Annotated in this window: 14 protein-coding genes; 5 read left to right on the top strand and 9 right to left on the bottom strand. The window is 70.8% G+C overall.

What is annotated here, in order from left to right; genetic code table 11:
- Positions 1-65: 65 nt before the first annotated feature.
- From ACIBLC_RS16680 to ACIBLC_RS16670, 3 genes are all read right to left on the bottom strand, one after another.
- Complete coding sequence (locus ACIBLC_RS16680; protein WP_399211669.1) at positions 66-842, bottom strand: ABC transporter permease; 777 nt, start codon at positions 840-842, stop codon at positions 66-68.
- The gene (locus ACIBLC_RS16675) at positions 839-1852 is read right to left on the bottom strand and encodes an ATP-binding cassette domain-containing protein (protein ID WP_399211668.1); all 1014 of its coding nucleotides are present in this window, start codon (positions 1850-1852) and stop codon (positions 839-841) included. Before ACIBLC_RS16675 ends, ACIBLC_RS16680 begins: the two co-directional genes overlap by 4 nt.
- A gap of 198 nt (positions 1853-2050) precedes the next feature.
- Positions 2051-2698, bottom strand: coding sequence for a PadR family transcriptional regulator (locus ACIBLC_RS16670; RefSeq protein WP_399211667.1), 648 nt, complete (start codon positions 2696-2698; stop codon positions 2051-2053).
- Positions 2699-2920: 222 nt separating this feature from the next.
- Between ACIBLC_RS16670 and ACIBLC_RS16665 the strand changes: the two genes are divergently transcribed.
- Positions 2921-4474: an amino acid permease gene (locus tag ACIBLC_RS16665; protein WP_399211666.1), complete on the top strand. Its 1554-nt coding sequence runs from the start codon at positions 2921-2923 to the stop codon at positions 4472-4474.
- Between the two features lie 4 nt (positions 4475-4478).
- On the top strand, positions 4479-5447 hold the full coding sequence (locus ACIBLC_RS16660) for an RluA family pseudouridine synthase (RefSeq protein ID WP_399211665.1): 969 nt from the start codon (positions 4479-4481) through the stop codon (positions 5445-5447).
- Here ACIBLC_RS16660 and ACIBLC_RS16655 read toward each other — a convergent pair.
- From ACIBLC_RS16655 to ACIBLC_RS16630, 6 genes are all read right to left on the bottom strand, one after another.
- Complete coding sequence (locus ACIBLC_RS16655; protein WP_399211664.1) at positions 5441-6913, bottom strand: cytochrome P450; 1473 nt, start codon at positions 6911-6913, stop codon at positions 5441-5443. The two genes, ACIBLC_RS16660 and ACIBLC_RS16655, sit on opposite strands and share 7 nt — an antisense overlap.
- Before the next feature lie 80 nt (positions 6914-6993).
- Positions 6994-7614, bottom strand: coding sequence for a GTP-binding protein (locus ACIBLC_RS16650; protein ID WP_399211663.1), 621 nt, complete (start codon positions 7612-7614; stop codon positions 6994-6996).
- Positions 7595-8059 (bottom strand): DUF742 domain-containing protein, encoded by a 465-nt coding sequence (locus tag ACIBLC_RS16645; protein ID WP_399211662.1) that lies wholly within the window; start codon positions 8057-8059, stop codon positions 7595-7597. The genes ACIBLC_RS16650 and ACIBLC_RS16645 overlap by 20 nt, the downstream gene beginning before the upstream one ends.
- Complete coding sequence (locus tag ACIBLC_RS16640) at positions 8056-8463, bottom strand: roadblock/LC7 domain-containing protein (RefSeq protein WP_399211661.1); 408 nt, start codon at positions 8461-8463, stop codon at positions 8056-8058. The genes ACIBLC_RS16645 and ACIBLC_RS16640 overlap by 4 nt, the downstream gene beginning before the upstream one ends.
- Positions 8460-10043: a sensor histidine kinase gene (locus tag ACIBLC_RS16635; RefSeq protein ID WP_399211660.1), complete on the bottom strand. Its 1584-nt coding sequence runs from the start codon at positions 10041-10043 to the stop codon at positions 8460-8462. The genes ACIBLC_RS16640 and ACIBLC_RS16635 overlap by 4 nt, the downstream gene beginning before the upstream one ends.
- A gap of 295 nt (positions 10044-10338) precedes the next feature.
- Positions 10339-10965, bottom strand: a complete 627-nt coding sequence (locus tag ACIBLC_RS16630) for a TetR/AcrR family transcriptional regulator (RefSeq protein ID WP_399211659.1) — start codon at positions 10963-10965, stop codon at positions 10339-10341.
- Between the two features lie 145 nt (positions 10966-11110).
- On the opposite strand from ACIBLC_RS16630, the gene ACIBLC_RS16625 reads away from it, so the two are divergent.
- Genes ACIBLC_RS16625 through ACIBLC_RS16615 form a run of 3 tightly spaced genes read left to right on the top strand, consistent with a single transcriptional unit; the run spans position 11111 to position 16193 of the window.
- A complete protein-coding gene (locus tag ACIBLC_RS16625; protein WP_399211658.1) occupies positions 11111-11935 on the top strand; it encodes an urea amidolyase associated protein UAAP1 in 825 nt (274 codons plus the stop codon).
- Positions 11932-12633 carry an urea amidolyase associated protein UAAP2 gene (locus ACIBLC_RS16620; protein ID WP_399211657.1) on the top strand — a complete coding sequence of 234 codons (702 nt, stop codon included), beginning with the start codon at positions 11932-11934 and terminating at the stop codon, positions 12631-12633. Before ACIBLC_RS16625 ends, ACIBLC_RS16620 begins: the two co-directional genes overlap by 4 nt.
- Positions 12630-16193: a 5-oxoprolinase/urea amidolyase family protein gene (locus tag ACIBLC_RS16615; RefSeq protein ID WP_399211656.1), complete on the top strand. Its 3564-nt coding sequence runs from the start codon at positions 12630-12632 to the stop codon at positions 16191-16193. The genes ACIBLC_RS16620 and ACIBLC_RS16615 overlap by 4 nt, the downstream gene beginning before the upstream one ends.
- Positions 16194-16413: the final 220 nt, after the last annotated feature.

Genomic DNA, 16413 nt, shown 5'->3' with positions numbered 1-16413 from the left:
CGTGATGCGGGCCGCCTCCTGATGTCCGCCGGTTTCCGGCGGGACGACACCGGCCTACGACCGGTTCACACCGACCGCTGGTACGACCTGAACGTCCGGATCGACAGCCACACCGCGGCGATCGCCAGCGCGAGCAGCGCACCGCCCCGGCTGAGCACGTCGCCCCGGTCGGGGTCCGCCGACAGCGCCGAACGCCCCGCGACCATCGCCCAGTTGAGCGGGTTGAAGTCGGCGACGTGCCGCATCCAGCCCGGCATCCGGGACGGCGCCATGAACGCCGAGGACAGGAACGTCAGCGGCAGCAGCAGGAACGTGTTGATGCCGATGATCGACTCGCGTTCCTGGACCAGCATGCCCAGCGCGTTGGACAGCGCCCCGAAAACCGTGCCGAGGAGCACGGAGGCGACGATCAGGATCGCCACACCGCCGATGCCGCCCGGATAGTCGGCGCCGCCCAGCAGCCCGAGCAGCACGATGATGACCGACTGCAGGGCCGTCACCAGGCCGTTGTTGACGACATTGCCGTTCATCAGCGCCGCCCGGCTGACGGGCGTGGTCAGGAAGCGGTTGAGGGTGCCCCGCTGGATCTCGTCGAGCGTGGTCATGCCCGCCCACATGTTGGAGCTGAGCGCGCTCATCACGACCACACCGGGAACGAGGTAGTCCAGATACGAGGTGGTGCCGAAGCCGCCCAGTTCGACGACGTTCTTGAAGAGGTTGCCGAACAGGAACAGCCAGACCACCGGTTGGATCAGCGTGATCAGCAGGAACGCCGGCTGCCTTACGAACACCATGAGTTGACGCTGGGTCATGTACCAGGTCTGGGAGACGGCTGTGCTCATCGCGCGCCTCCCGTGAGGGCGAGGCGCTCGGTGACTTCCGCTTCCGCCTCGGAGTAACGGCGGCCCGCGTAGCGGAGATAGACGTCGTCGAGGGAGGGCCGTGCGACGGTCGCGGAGGCGACATCGACCCCGGCGCGCTCAAGTGCCCCGAGCAGTGCGGGCATCGCCGCCGCGCCGTCGTCGGCGCGGACACTGATGCGGCGGCCGTCGAACACTGCTTCGCGCACCCCGGGCAGTCCGGTCAGCGCGCCGTTCAGCAGCGTGCGACCGGCCTCCTCGACCGCCGTGCGCAACTCCAAGTGCACTGCGTCACCGCGGAGTTCACCCTTGAGCGAGTCGGGGGTGCCCTCGACGACGACCCGGCCGCGGTCGACGATCGCGATGCGGTCGGCGAGCCGGTCGGCCTCTTCGAGGTAGTGCGTGGTGAGCAGGATGGTCAGGCCCTCGTCCCCGGCGAGGCGGGCGATCTCGTCCCACATCGCGGTGCGTGCCTCGGGGTCGAGGCCCGTGGTGGGCTCGTCGAGGAAGAGCACCTCGGGCCGGTGGACCAGGCCGAGGGCGACGTCGAGGCGGCGCCGCATGCCACCCGAATAGCCCTTCACCGGGCGCTTCGCCGCGTCCGCGAGCCTGAAGCGGTCGAGCAGCTCGTCCACCCGGCGACCGAGCGCGGCCCCTCTCAACCCGTAAAGCCTGCCCTGGAGTTGGAGGTTCTCCCGGCCGGTCGCCATCGGGTCGGCGCCCGAGCTCTGGGCGACCACGCCGATCGCGCGGCGCACCCGGTCCGGGTGGCGCAGCACGTCGTGGCCCGCGACGGTGGCGGTGCCCGAGTCGGGGCGGGCCAGGGTGGTGAGGATCTTGACGGTGGTGGACTTGCCGGCGCCGTTCGGGCCGAGCAGTCCGAAGACGGTGCCTGCCTCGACGGTGACGTCCATACCGCGCAGCGCGGTGACGTCACCGGGATAGGTCTTGACCAGCTGACGCGCCTCTACCGCGGGCGCACGGGTATTCATGACGACTGCTCTCCTTGTGAGCGGATGACAACGAATCCGCAGGCAGCGGATGTGGACCGATCCGCGTGAAGAGTGCCGGGCTATCCTGGGTGTGCCGCACCTCGATCGCCTGGCCTGCCTCACCGCGGGTCCGGTTCGGGGTTCGAGACCCTGGCAGGGCTGCTCCAACAGCTCTGCCGGGGTCTGTTCGTATCGGGGTCACTTCTCGATGGGGCGGTCCTCCAACTCCTGGAACTCCGGCGGGATCTCCCCCGTCTCGTGGAAGCTCCGCCACGCCTGTACGCCGGGCAGGGCGCCCGCCCTGATCTCCGCGAGGAAGCCACGGACCCACTCCGCCTGCGCCCGGACCATGTGCAGTTGGTACTCGGTCTCCACGAGGAAGATCCGGGGCAGCGTCTCGTACAGCTTCTCCAGCGCCCCCCGGCCGCTCGCGGCCTGCACCTCGAGGGAGTTGAGCCGCTCTTCGAGAAGCCGCGTCACCTCGTCCGGATGCAGCGCGCCCATCAGCGAGAGCGCCGTCTCGAAGATCGGATACTCCCGGGCCGGGACGGCCATCAGGTCGGAGAGCCACTCGGTCATCTCCTCGCGCCCGGCCTCGGTGATGCCGTAGACCGTGCGCTCCGGGCGGTTGCCCTGCCGCTCCACGTCGGTGACCTCGACGAAGCCGTGCTTCTCCAGGTTCTGCACCACCGTGTAGAGCGAGCCGTAGTTGATCTTCGTGCTGGTGTCCTTGCCCTGGCGGCGCAACGTCTGGGCGATCTCGTACGGATGCATCGGCTTCTGCCAGAGGGTCGCCATCACGGCAAGCGCCAGCGGGTTGCTCAGCTTGCGCCGCTTCGTCGCCATGACAGCCTCACCTCGTGCCCGAATATCCGTAGCCGAACATATCGCGACCGCGCGAGAGCGTCAACACACACGATGTATCGCGATTATCCGCCGACCGCAAGGGCGTGAGGACTTAGGCCCGTCGCAGACATGGCCACGTCACGCGAGCGAAACAGGCCATCCCTAATTTCTGTCACCCGACAGGAATTCCGCTCGCCCTCCGCGCCGAAGGCAGGTGCCACCGTGACGACCACCGCCCCGTCCGAAGTACGCCCCGACCCACCGGAGTCCCCCGGCGACCACTCCCTCGCCGAGTTCGGCTACCGCCAGGAACTGCACCGCAGCCTCGGCCGGTACGCCTCATTCGCCGCCGGCTTCTCCTTCATCTCCGTACTGACGACCGTCTTCCAGTTCTTCGCCTTCGGGTACGCGTTCGGCGGCCCCGTCTTCTTCTGGACCTGGCCGGCCGTTCTGGTGGGCCAGTTGATGGTCGCCGCGTGCTTCGCGGAACTGGCCGCGCGCTATCCGATCTCGGGCGCGATCTACCAGTGGTCCTCCCGGCTCTCGAACCTCTCCTTCGGCTGGTTCGCCGGGTGGATCATGGTGATCGGGCAGATCGTGGTGGTCGCTGCGGCGGCGCTCGCGCTCCAGATGGTGCTGCCCGCGATCTGGTCCGGCTTCCAGTTCGTGGGCAGCGACCCGGCGCCCACCAGCGCCGACGGCGCGGCCAACGCGGCGGTCCTCGGGGTGATCCTGCTCGTCCTCACCACGCTGGTGAACATCCTCGACAACCGGGTGATGTCCGTGATCAACCGGGTCGGTGTGACCGCCGAGATCATCGGCGCGGCCCTGATCATCGTGCTGCTGCTGACCCACTCCGAGCGCACCCCCGGCATCACCTTCCACACCGCCGAGGGCAGCACCGGCCTCATCGGGGCGCTGATGGTGGGCTCCTTCATGGCGGCGTACGTCATGATCGGCTTCGACAGCGCCGGCGAGATGAGCGAGGAGACCCGCGATCCACGCCGTACCGCGCCCCGTACGATCCTCACCGCGCTCGGAGCGGCGGGCCTGCTCGGCGGGCTGATCGTCCTCGGCGGACTGCTCGCGGCCCCGAGCCTCACGGACGGACGCCTCGGCCTGGAGGGCCTGAGCTACGTACTGACCAGCACCCTCGGCGACGGAGTGGGGCGCGCGCTCCTGGCCGACGTGGTGGTGGCCATCGCGGTGGCGACCCTGGCGATCCAGACGGCCGCCGCGCGCATGCTCTTCTCCATGGCCCGCGACGGCCGGCTCCCCTTCTCCGCCCGCCTCGCCAAGGTCAACCCGCGCACCGGCATGCCGAACGCCCCGGCCCTGGTCGTCGGTGTCCTCGCCGCCACCGTGCTGCTCCTCAACTTCGCATCCCCCGAGGCCTTCCTGGCCATCGGCACCACCTGCATCGTGATGCTGTACCTGGCGTACGCGATGGTCACCGGACCGCTCCTGGTCCGACGGCTGCGCGGCCGGTTCCCCGGCCCGGACGGCGTCGACGAGGAGGGCCGCCCGCTCTTCTCCCTGGGCCGCTGGGGCGTCCCGGTCAACGTGATCGCCCTCCTGTACGGCCTCTTCATGACCGTCAACCTCGCCTGGCCGCGCGCCGCGGTGTACGACCCGGCGGGCGGGCACTGGTACTTCCAGTGGTTCACGCTGCTCTTCCTCGGCGCGACAGTCGTCGCGGGGGCGGCGTACCGGGCGTACAAGTCACGGACGACGGTGCCGGAGACCTCCGAGGCGGTTCCGCCCTCGTACGCTTGACCAGGTGAGACGCAAATCCCGGATCCCGCCCTCTCCCCTGCCGCAGCGTGACGGGGTCGACCCCGTGCGGATCAGGCTGCCCGAGGGCGGGGGCTGGGCCACCGTGCGGGAGCATCTGGTGGAGCGGCTGGCGCCGTCGGCCGAGGTGATCGACCGGATGATCGCGGACGGGCTGATCGTCGGGGCGGACGGGCGGCCGTTGGCGGGCGACACGGCGTACGCGCCGGGGATGTTCGTGTGGTTCCACCGGGAGCCGCCGGACGAGGAGCGGGTGCCGTTCGCGCTCGGCGTCGTGTACCGCGACGAGCACATCGTGGTGGCCGACAAACCGCACTTCCTCGCCACCACCCCGCGCGGCAGCCATGTCACCGAGACCGCCCTCGCCCGGCTGCGGCGGGACCTCGGCATCCCGGCGCTCGGCGCCGCGCACCGCCTCGACCGGCTCACGGCCGGGCTCCTGCTGTTCACGGTACGGCCCGAGGAACGCGGCGCGTACCAGTCGCTGTTCGGCGACAGGCGGGTCAGGAAGGAGTACGAGGCCATCGCCCCGTACTCCCCCGGCCTCGCTCTCCCGCGCACCGTCCGCAGCCGGATCGTCAAGGAGCGCGGGGTGATGGCCGCCCGGGAGGTCGAGGGCGAGCCGAACGCCGTCAGCCTGGTCGAGTTGGCCGGCCGTCGCGAGGACATCGGGCGCTACCGGCTGACGCCCGGCACGGGGCAGACCCATCAGCTCCGGGTCCATATGAACGCCCTGGGCGTGCCGATCCTCGGCGATCCCCTGTACCCGGTGGTGACCGGCCCCGTGCCGGCCGGTGACTTCCGGCGTCCGCTCCAACTGCTGGCGCGGAGGCTGGAGTTCACCGATCCGGTCACGGGGCAAGAGCACCGCTTCGTCAGCGGGCGGGAGCTGGAGGCCTGGGACTCGTTCGACACCTGGGCGGCGCCGGACCTCCTGGCGGAGACGGCTCAGTAGCCGCGCCACCACCGCACGAACCGCTGCCATGCGCCGAGGCGGTGGGCGGGCTCCGGCCGCGCGGCGCGCTCTGGCGTCGTCACCGGCTGCGGAGCGGTCGCGGCCGGCTCCGTACGCTCCGTCGTGACCTGCCGGTTCGGACGCTGGCGCGGCATCGCGTGGAGGGCGGGCAACTGGGTGACGTCCTGCAGGGGTTTCGGCTCGAACCGCACCGGAAGCTCCACCAGGTGGCGTGACGACATCGACGCGCGCCAGCGCAACTCGCTTTCCGCGCAGCTGAGTTGGACGTCCGGCACGCGCAGCAGCAGGGCGTCGACACCGACGTCGGCGATGGCACGGCCGATGTCCTGGCCGGGGCACTCGTGGGGGCCGCCGCCGAAGGCGAGGTGTGACCGGTTGCCCTGCATGTTGGCGGCGAGGTCCGGTCGTACCTTCGGGTCGACGTTGCCCGGCGCGATCCCGAAGAGCAGCCCGTCGCCCTTGCGGATGCGCCGGCCGCCCAACTCCGTGTCCTGCTTGGCGAAGTAGCCGAGGACGGCGCTGAACGGCGGCTCGTCCCACAGCGACTGCTCGACCGCCTCGGGGACCGTCATCTGGCCGCCGTTGAGCTGGGCGCGGAAGCGCGGGTCGGTGAGGACCATGCGCAGCACGTTGGCGATCAGGTTGGCGGTGGTCTCGTAGGAGGCGAGCAGCACCAGCCACAGGTGCTGGGTGACCTCGTCGTCGGTGAGGCGGGCCGGGTGGTTGATGAGGTGGCTGGTGAAGTCCTCCTCGGGCTGGGCTCGGCGGCGGGCCGTCTGCCGGGACAGGACGCCCTGGACGTACTCGTTGCTGGCGATCGCCGTCTCGGTGCCCTTGAGCAGGTCGCGGGTGGCCTGCACGATGCGGTCGTTGTACTCCTCGGGCATGCCGAGGATCTCGCACAGCACGGCCATCGGCAGGTGTTCGGCGAACTGGCCGACCAGGTCGGCCCTGCCCTGCTCGCAGAACTGGTTGACCAGACGCTGGGTGGCGCGGTTGATGTGCCGCCGCAGGCTGCGGTGGTCGATGGTCGACATGGCTCCGGTGACCGCCCCGCGCAGCCGCAGGTGCTCGTCGCCCTCGGCGTGGGAGCAGATGGGCTGCCAGGCGATGTGCGGTGCGAGCGGGTGCTCGGGGCCCGCCGTGCCGTCCTGGACCGCGGTCCACAGGCGGCTGTCGCGCGCGTAGTGCGAGGGGGTGCTCACCATGTGCAGGTTCTCGCCGTGGCCGAGTACCACCCAGATCGGCACGTCGTTGTGGAGCAGCACGGGGGCGACGGCGCCGTGTTCGGCGCGGAGTTTGTCGTAGAGGGCTTCCAGGTCCTCCGCCTCGGGCCCGTACAGCCGGCGCAGCCCGCCGGGACCTGAGCCATGGGCGGGGCAGCCGGGCGGCGGGTCGAGCGTGAGATCGTCCATACCGGTCGGGGAGTGGGATTCAGGCGTCACGGTGATCGCTCCGAAACTGGTGTCTTGGGGAGGGCGTTTCTGCCGGTGCGGGGCCGGATCTTCGTCGTTCCGTACGGGGCTCAGGCGCTGGTGGAGGTCATCGCCAGCGAGTGCAGGAAACGCATCAGCGTCATCAGGACGTCGCGGCTGGAGGCCCTGCGGCGCGCGTCGCACTGCACGATCGGGATCTCGTCGGCCAGGTCGAGCGCGGCCCGCAGATCCTCGACCGGGTAGTCGGGTGCGTCCGGGAAGGTGTTTATGGCGACCACGAACGGCACACCGCGCTCCTCCAGGCGGCCGATCACGTCGAAGCTGACCTCCAGGCGGCGGGTGTCGATGAGGACGACCGCGCCGAGCGCACCCTCGAAGAGGCCGTTCCACAGGAACCAGAAGCGCTCCTGGCCCGGCGTGCCGAAGAGGTAGAGCACCAGCTGTTCGGTGATCGAGATGCGGCCGAAGTCCATGGCGACGGTGGTGGCCGTCTTGGTCTCGGAGCCGTAGTTGTCGTCGACCCCGATCCCGGCCTGCGTCATGGTCTCCTCAGTGGTCAGCGGCTTGATCTCGCTGACGGAGCCCACCATGGTCGTCTTGCCCACTCCGAAGCCGCCGACGATGACGATCTTCACGGCTGCCTGGGTGGTGTGCGGCAGATGGTCCTCGGCGCGAGGGCCCGTGATGGTGTCAGAGCTTTTGAAGTCCATGCATCACCGCTTCGAGGAGGGAACGGTCGGGGAGCGCCGAGCGGACGATCGGGGCGCGCGCCTGTACCAGTTCGGCCGCCAGCAACTCGGTGAGCAGGACGGTCACCACGCTGACCGGCAGGTTGAGATAGGCCGAGAGTTCGGCCACGGACAGGGGGGCCGTGCAGAGCCGGACCAGGGCCGACTTCTCCGGCTGGGCGTTGGGCGGCGGCGCCTCGGCGCGGGCCACGATCAACGTGACCAGGTCGAGGGCGGCCCGGTCGCCGCCCTCGGCCCCGCCCGTGAGCAGGTACAGCCGCTCGGGGTTCTTCGGGTCCTGCCCCTCCTTCGGCGATCCCTCGTTCGGGGGTCCCCCTTGAGAGGGTTCTTCGCTGGGAGGTCCCTCGATGGGAGGTCCCGCGGGTTCTTCCTTGGGATAGCGCCGTCGGCGTTGCGGAGGAGTCATACGCTCTGCCCGTTGCGGCGCGGCGGACTCGTCAGATGGGCTCCGATCCGCACGACGAGGTCGCGCATGCGGTTGCTCATCAGGCCGGGCTCCGCGGTCTGGTTGGCGAGGACCGCGAGATAGGCGTTGGGTCCTGCCGACATCAGGTAGAAGTAGCCGCCGTTGATCTCGATGATGACCATGCGCATCCGGCCGTCGCTGTTGGGGATCTCGCTCGCGACGGCTCCGGCCAGGCTCTGCAGGCCCGCGCAGGCGGCGGCTACCCGGTCGGCGGCGTCCGGGTCACCGCCGTACCGGGCGATGCGCAGTCCGTCGGCGGAGAGCACGACGATCTGCTGGATTCCCGGTACGCCGTCGGCGAGTTCCTTCAGCATCCAGTCGAAGTTGGCGCGCTGCTGGATCACTTGAGGTCCCCTTCGTCGTCGGCCTCCACAGGGGCCGGCTCGGTGTCGGTGCCGGTGGCGGCCGGGTCCGGGTCTCCCTTGAGCCCTTCCATGAACGCCTCGACCCACAGGCCGGGTTCGGGCTCCTTCTCCTCCGGGACGGGTTCGGGCGACCACGCGGGCGCCGCGGCGGCGGCCTCCGCGGCCTCGGCGTCCGCCCGGGCCTCGGCGATCCGCTGGTGGAAGGAGACCTTGACGCGGCTGCGCCGCTGCGGCAGGCCGTTGGCCGTCCACTCGGTCACCTGGGGGACGTCGTCCTCCATCGCTCCGAGGGGGGTGGAGACCCGGGGGCCGGTGGTCGGGCGGCGCTTCTTGGGCTTGCGGTTGGGGCCCTCGACGCCGTCGGTGTCCATGGTCGGGACGGAGGCGATGCCGATGCCGTGCGCGAGACCGGGAGCGTCGTCGGTGGTGAGCATGGCGCGCGGCGCGACGAGGACGGCGCGGACACCGCCGTAGGCGGACTGCCTTAGCGAGACCTGCAGGTTGTACATCTTCGCGAGCCGGCCGACGACGGCCATGCCGAGCCGCGGGGTCGCGCCGAGGGAGTCCATGTCGACACCGAGGGCGGCCTGCCGGAGCAGGTCCTCCGCCTTGTCGCGGGCCTCGTCGCTGAGGCTGACGCCGCCGTCCTCGATCTCGATGGCGACGCCGGTCTGCACTTCCAGGGCGGTGACGTGCACCTTGGTGTGGGGCGGCGAGTAGCGCGTGGCGTTGTCGAGGAGTTCGGCGACGGCGTGGATGAGCGGTTCGACGGACACGCCGTTGACGGCGACCTCGACGACGTTGTGCAGCTCGATGCGGCGGTACTCCAGGATGCGTGACATCGCGCCGCGCAGCACGCTGAACAGCGGTACGGGCTCGGGCCATTGACGTCCGGGACGGCCGCCGCCGAGCACCGCGATGGAGTCGGCGAGCCGGCCGATCAGCGCGGTGCCGTGGTCGATGCGCAGGAGGTCGTCGAAGACCTCCGGGTTGCGCCCGTGGTCCTCCTCCATCTCACGGAGTTCCTTGTTCTGCTGGTGGACGATCGCCTGGACGCGCCGGGCGATGTTGACGAAGGCACGCTGCGCGGAGTCGCGCATCGCTTCCTCGCGGTCGATGACCTTGAGCACGTTCTTCAGCAACTCGCGCTGCGGCGCCGGGAGTTCACCGATGTCCGGATCCGTCTCGGGGAGCGTGCGGATCACCTCCGCCGGAGACGCTCCGGCGTGCAGCCGGTCCAGCGCGACAGGCAGGACCTCGTGGGTGAAGTACAGGATCTCCTGGTCGTGGACGGCGATGCGCTGTTCGAGATATGCGGTGCGCTGCGCCAGGTCGAGGCGCAGATCGCGGGCTACGCGGCCGCGTCGTACGGCTTCGGCGCCGATCGCGATGACCAGGAGCGTCGCGATGGTTCCGCACCAGCCGACGGCGGCCCGGGCCGGGTCGGTCACCACGGCGACGGCGGCTCCGGTCGCCGCGGCCATGACTATGGCCGGCAGCAACAGCACGCGCGCGTAAGGAAGTTCGCGGCCACCGGGAGGCGATTGAACACTCACCATGTATGCCCTCTAAGACAAATCGACTGGGGGATCGGGGAGTTCTGCGGGGAAACGGCATGGATCAAACTGAATCTTCGGAACTTTTGGGAACAAGCGCACGAATACATCCCAACTCGGTGCGCTGCGGGCGAGCTTAGTCCGACAGGATCATCGCCGTGTCATATTCAGCAAGCGCCTGAAATCGCCCATTCAAGAGGAGTACCCTCGGCTCATTTATACGCTGCGACGTCGTTCGCACACGTTGCGTAATGACGTACGGGCGTGCGGAATCCGCCCTCCGCGTGGGCCCGAGCGGTCAGATTCCGGCGATGCGGAGCGCCGCGTCCGCGGTGGCCTCGGCGAACGCCGACACGGGGCGTTCCGGATCGGAGCGGTGCACGAGGATCACGCCCTCGATGAGGCCGAACAGCAGATCCGTCCGCAGCGCCAGCTCACCCTTGGCGAGCGCACCCCCCGCGGTCGTCGCCGCGAGCAACTGCCGGTAGGTGTCCTTGAGTTCGGCCCGTACGGCGTGAAAGCCGGCGAAGCGTTCGGTGCGCACCTCGGGCAGCAGATAGAGCCCGCCCAGGTTGTGCGGGCCATCGCAGAGCAGTTCGACGTCCGCACGACACAGTTCCCAGAGCCTGCCCTCGGCCGGGGCCGTGTCGTCCGCGAGGAGTTCCCGGGCGAGGGCGAGCGAGGGCGTGACCGTGGACTCCAGGAGCTCGGCGAGCAGCTCCTCCTTGCCGGAGACGTAGTGGTACATCGACGCCTGGCGCATGCCCGCCCGTTCGGCGACGGCACGGGTGGTGGTGGCCGCGTATCCCCGGGTCGTGAACAACTCGGCCGCGGCGTCGAGCAGTTCGTCGCGAGGCGGCAGACCGCTGTCCGGCCGCTGATCCGCCCGCGGCCGGCCGACCCGTCGCCCACCACCGGTTCCCATGTGTTCGATCCTCGCACACGGGGTCTTGCGGCGATCACCGTGAGGGATCGGTTACCGGACGGCAACGCACGGGACACGGCGCCGACCCTCCCCGCTCCTAATTTCTGTCGAGCGACAGAAACCCCCCGGAGCCGGAGGTCCCGCGATGGCGACAGCAACCCCGTACGGAGCTCGCGCTCACGCCCGCTCCCAGGACGGCACCCGCGCCGAGGCCATGCCCGTCGTCCCGGCGAGCGGCTGGCCGGCGCCGCCCTGCGAGGCGGGCCACCTGGTGTGGGCGGAGACGGTGGCGGGCGGCAACTACACCCACCGGGTGCTGGCCCGCGGCACCGAAGTGCGCCTCACCGACCTGGCCGGCGACGCCTGCGCGCATCTGCTCCTGTACGTCGCCGACCGCCCTTGGGAGCGTCTGAACGTGGCGGACACGGTCAAGGTCCAGTGGAACGCCTACCTGGGCGAGGGTCAGCTCCTGCTGTCCGACCAGGGCCGCGTGCTCGCCTCGCTGATCGCCGACACCTCCGGACGGCACGACGCGCTGTGCGGCACCTCCACCCTCGTACGGAACACCGACCGGTACGGGGACGGGGCGCCGCAGTCCGCGTCCCCGGCCGGCCGTGAGCTGTTCAAGCTGGCCGCGGCCAAGAACGGCCTCGGACCGCGTGATCTGCCGCCGTCGCTCTCCTTCTTCCAGGGTGTGGAGGTACGCGACGACGGCTCCCTCGACTTCACCGGCTCGGCCGGTGCGGGCGGCAGCGTGACCCTGCGCACCGAGCAGGACGTCACCGTGCTGATCGCGAACGTGCCGCACCCGGCCGACTCCCGTGCGGAGTACGTCAGTTCCCCGCTGGAGGTGCTCGCCTGGCGCTCGGAGGCCACCAGGCCGGGCGATCCGCTGTGGGAGGCCACACCCGAGGGCCGTCGCGCCTTCCTCAACACCGCCGAATTCCTTGCCGCGAGGGGGCTCGCATGAACACGAGCACGGTCACCGTTCCCGCACGCGCCGCCTGGTCGGCCGTCGTGCCCGAGGGCGAGACGCTCACCATCACCGACCTGCACGGCAACCAGGCCGTCGACTTCCTGGTGTACGACGCCCACGACACGGCGGTCCGCTACAGCGCGCCCGACACGATCCACGCGCAGGGCAACCTCTTCCTCACCACCGGCAGCGTGCTCATGTCCAACGAGCACACGCCGCTGATGACCGTCGCCGAGGACCAGGTCGGCCGGCACGACACGGTCGGCGGCGCCTGCTCCAAGGAGTCGAACACCCTCCGGTACGGGCATCACACCTGGTCGCAGCACGCCTGCGTGGACAACTTCCTCGCGGAGGGCGCCAGATACGGCCTGGGCAAGCGGGACCTGGTCTCGAACATCAACTGGTACATGAACGTGCCGGTGGAGAAGGACGGCACCCTCGGGATCGTCGACGGCATCTCGGCCCCGGGACTGGGCCTGACGCTGCGCGCCGAACGCGATGTGCTCGTGCTGGTCTCCAACTGCCCCCAGATCAACAACCCCTGCAACGGCTTCGAACCGACCGCCGTGGAGATGACGATCAGCGGGACCCGCGTCGCGTACGGCGGGGACGACGTGACGAGCGGGGGGACCGACGTGGCGACCGGCGGGACCGACATGGCGTACGGCGCGATCGGCGGGACCGGCGCATGACCTTCGACACGCTGCTGGTCGCCAACCGGGGCGAGATCGCGGTGCGGATCATCCGGACGGCCCGCGAACTCGGCCTGCGCACGGTCGCCGTGTACGCGGACCCCGACCGCTCCGCACCCCACGTCCGGCTCGCCGACGAGGCGGTACGCCTGGGTCCGGCGCCCGCCAAGGAGTCCTACCTCGACGCCGACCTCGTCCTCAAGGCGGCGAAGGACACCGGCGCCGGGGCGATCCACCCCGGCTACGGCTTCCTCTCCGAGGACGCGGCCTTCGCACGCCGCTGCGAGGAGGCGGGGATCGTGTTCGTGGGTCCGACGCCGGAGCAACTGGAGCTGTTCGGGGCGAAGCACACGGCGCGGGCCGCGGCGGAGGCGGCCGGGGTGCCGATGGCGCCGGGCACCGGGCTGCTTTCCGGCCTGGCCGAGGCCCTGCTCGAAGCCGGGCGCGTCGGCTATCCCGTGATGCTGAAGGCGACCGGTGGTGGCGGCGGTATCGGTATGTCGGCCTGTCGATCCGCCGACGAACTGGCCGAGGCCTGGGAGAGCGTGCAGCGCGTCGCCGCGGCCTCGTTCTCCTCCGCCGGGGTGTTCCTGGAGCGGCTCGTGGAGCGGGCCCGCCATGTCGAGGTGCAGGTCTTCGGCGACGGCCGGGGCCGCGTCGTCACCTTCGGCGACCGTGACTGCTCGCTCCAGCGCCGCAACCAGAAGGTGCTGGAGGAGGCTCCGGCACCCGGGCTCCCGTCCTCGGTGCGCGACCGACTCGCGGCCGCGGCACGTGACTTGTGCGCGTCGGTCGGCTACCGCTCGGCCGGAACCGTCGAGTTCGTGTACGACGCCGCCCGCGAGGAGGCGTACTTCCTGGAGGTCAACACCCGTCTCCAGGTGGAGCATCCGGTCACCGAGGAGATCTACGGGGTCGACCTCGTCGCCTGGATGCTGCGCCTGGCGCGCGGCGAGTCGGAGGTCGTACGGGACCCGGGGACGCCGCGCGGTCATGCCGTCGAGGCCCGGGTCTACGCCGAGGACCCCTCGCGCGAACACCGGCCCAGCGCGGGCCTGTTGACGCGGGTCGAGTTCCCCGCGGGCGTCCGCGTGGACGGCTGGGTGGAGACGGGCACGGAGGTTACCACCTCGTACGATCCGATGCTCGCGAAGGTCATCGCGTACGGCTCGGACCGGGCACAGGCGCTGGAGCGGCTCGACGAGGCCCTGGCCGCGACCCGGGTCGACGGTATCGAGACGAACCTCGGGCTGGTGCGCGCGGCACTGTCGGAGGAGTCCTTCCGGGCGGCCGCACACTCGACGGCGACACTCGCCGGAGTCGTGGATCCGACGCCGCGCGTCGAGGTCGTCTCCGGCGGGACGCTCACCACGGTCCAGGACTGGCCGGGCCGCACCGGCTACTGGCAGGTCGGGGTGCCGCCGTGCGGCCCGATGGACGACCTGTCCTTCCGCCTCGGCAACCGGGCCCTCGGCAACGACGAGGGAGCCCCCGGCCTGGAGTGCACGCTTCAGGGACCGGCCCTGCGCTTCACCCACCCCACGACGGTGTGCGTGACGGGCGCCCCCGCTCCGGTCACCGTGGACGGCACGGCGGTCGCCCAGTGGGAGCCGGTCACGGTGCCCGCCGGAGCCGTACTGGAGGTCGGCGCACCCGCCGCACACGGACTGCGCACCTACGTCCTGTTCGCGGACGGCGGCCTGGACGTGCCCGCGTTCCTGGGCAGCGTCTCCACCTTCACCCTCGGCCGGTTCGGCGGGCACGGCGGGCGGGCACTGCGGACGGGGGACGTGCTGCACGGCGGACCGGTGACCTCGGGCACGCCCGTAGCCGCCGACGGCGGACCGGTGAGCTCGGGAACTGCCGTCCCCGTCGGCGACCGGCCGGTCCTCGGTGCGCGCTGGCACGTCGGCGCCCTCGAAGGCCCGCACGCGGCACCGGAGTTCTTCACCGAGGAGGACATCCACGACTTCTACGCCGCCGACTGGAAGGTCCACTTCAACTCGGCCCGCACCGGCGTACGACTGGTCGGTCCCAAGCCCCGCTGGGCACGCAAGGACGGCGGCGAGGCGGGCCTGCACCCGTCCAACATCCACGACACGCCCTACTCGGTCGGCGCCGTCGACTACACGGGCGACATGCCGGTGCTGCTCGGCCCGGACGGCCCCTCGCTCGGCGGCTTCGTCTGCCCGGCGACGGTCGTCAGCTCGGAGCGCTGGAAGCTGGGGCAGCTGCGCCCCGGTGACACGGTGCGGTTCACGCCGGTCGCCGACGACGGCTCGACACGGGCCGCGATCGTCGACGGCGGCGTCCTCGCGCGGGACGGCGACGTGACGTACCGGCGCAGCGGCGACGACAACCTGCTGGTCGAATTCGGTCCCATGCAGCTGGATCTGGCCCTGCGCATGCGAGTGCACGCGCTGATGGAAGCGGTCGCCGAGGCGTCTCCCGACGGCGTCACCGACCTCACCCCGGGCATCCGCTCCCTGCAGATCCGGACGGACCCGCGACGGCTGCCACTGCGCGAACTCCTCGCGGCCGTACGGCAGATCGTGACGACACTCCCACCGAGCGACCAACTGGTCGTCCCTTCCCGCACGGTCCACCTCCCCCTCTCCTGGGACGACCCGGCCACCCGCGAGGCGATCGCCCGCTACATGGCGGGCGTCCGCGACGACGCGCCCTGGTGCCCGTGGAACATCGAGTTCATCCGCCGTGTCAACGGCCTCGACTCGGTGGACGACGTCTACCGCACGGTCTTCGACGCCGAGTACCTCGTACTGGGTCTCGGCGACGTGTACTTGGGCGCCCCGGTCGCGACACCACTGGACCCGCGGCACCGTCTGGTGACCACCAAGTACAACCCGGCGCGCACCTGGACCGCCGAGAACTCGGTCGGCATCGGCGGTGCCTACCTCTGCGTCTACGGCATGGAGGGGCCCGGCGGCTACCAGTTCGTCGGCCGTACGACCCAGGTGTGGTCGCCCTGGCAGCAGCGCGGCGCGTTCCGGCCGGGCTCGCCCTGGCTGCTGCGCTTCTTCGACCGCGTCAGGTGGTACCCCGTCGAGCCCGACGAACTGCTCGATCTACGCGCCGACATCATCTCCGGCCGCTTCGTCCCGCGGATCGAGGAGGGCGAGTTCTCCCTCGCCGCGTACGAGTCCTTCCTCGCCGATAACGCCGACTCCATCGGGGAGTTCCGTGCCCGGCAGGGCGGGGCGTTCGCCGCGGAGCGCGACGCCTGGGAGGCGGCGGGCGAGTTCACCCGGGCCGAGGCCCCGCCGGCCTCCACGGCTCCCGCGGCCGAGGTGACCGTCCCTGCGGGCGGCCGTCTGGTGGAGGCCGAATTCGCCGCTTCCGTATGGCAGTTGAACGTCCGGCCGGGCGACGAGGTGACCCTCGGCCAGCCCCTCCTCGCACTGGAGGCCATGAAGATGGAGTCCAGGGTGCCCGCCCCGATGAACGGCGTGGTCACCGAGATCCTCGCGAAGCCGGGTGACCAGGTGGAGGCGGGCACAGCCCTGATCGTGCTGGCACCGGCGAGTCCGGCAGCGTCCTGAAGCCCCCGGGCACGGTCCGTGGGCGGCACCGCGAACCCGCCGAGTGGCGTGGGCACCGCCGTACACCCACCGGACGGGGTGGGCAGCGCCGCGAACCCGCCGCATGGTGTGTGGAGCTCCATACACCCGCCCGATGGTGTGTGGGCGGCGCCATCAACCCGCCGGATGGTGTGTGGGCAGGCGTTCCGCGGGGCGGAACGGGTGGGCACACACCATCCAC

Source organism: Streptomyces sp. NPDC050535 (assembly GCF_044457665.1).
Lineage (GTDB): Bacteria > Actinomycetota > Actinomycetes > Streptomycetales > Streptomycetaceae > Streptomyces.
This window is presented reverse-complemented; position numbering and strand designations above follow the sequence as displayed.

Bases quoted from the DNA above. Each gene is read 5' to 3' on its own strand.
- ACIBLC_RS16680 (WP_399211669.1), bottom strand. From the start codon at position 842: ATGAGCACAGCCGTCTCCCAGACCTGGTACATGACCCAGCGTCAACTC.
- ACIBLC_RS16675 (WP_399211668.1), bottom strand. From the start codon at position 1,852: ATGAATACCCGTGCGCCCGCGGTAGAGGCGCGTCAGCTGGTCAAGACC.
- ACIBLC_RS16670 (WP_399211667.1), bottom strand. From the start codon at position 2,698: ATGGCGACGAAGCGGCGCAAGCTGAGCAACCCGCTGGCGCTTGCCGTG.
- ACIBLC_RS16650 (WP_399211663.1), bottom strand. From the start codon at position 7,614: ATGGACTTCAAAAGCTCTGACACCATCACGGGCCCTCGCGCCGAGGAC.
- ACIBLC_RS16645 (WP_399211662.1), bottom strand. From the start codon at position 8,059: ATGACTCCTCCGCAACGCCGACGGCGCTATCCCAAGGAAGAACCCGCG.
- ACIBLC_RS16635 (WP_399211660.1), bottom strand. From the start codon at position 10,043: ATGGTGAGTGTTCAATCGCCTCCCGGTGGCCGCGAACTTCCTTACGCG.
- ACIBLC_RS16630 (WP_399211659.1), bottom strand. From the start codon at position 10,965: ATGGGAACCGGTGGTGGGCGACGGGTCGGCCGGCCGCGGGCGGATCAG.
- ACIBLC_RS16625 (WP_399211658.1), top strand. From the start codon at position 11,111: ATGGCGACAGCAACCCCGTACGGAGCTCGCGCTCACGCCCGCTCCCAG.
- ACIBLC_RS16620 (WP_399211657.1), top strand. From the start codon at position 11,932: ATGAACACGAGCACGGTCACCGTTCCCGCACGCGCCGCCTGGTCGGCC.
- ACIBLC_RS16615 (WP_399211656.1), top strand. From the start codon at position 12,630: ATGACCTTCGACACGCTGCTGGTCGCCAACCGGGGCGAGATCGCGGTG.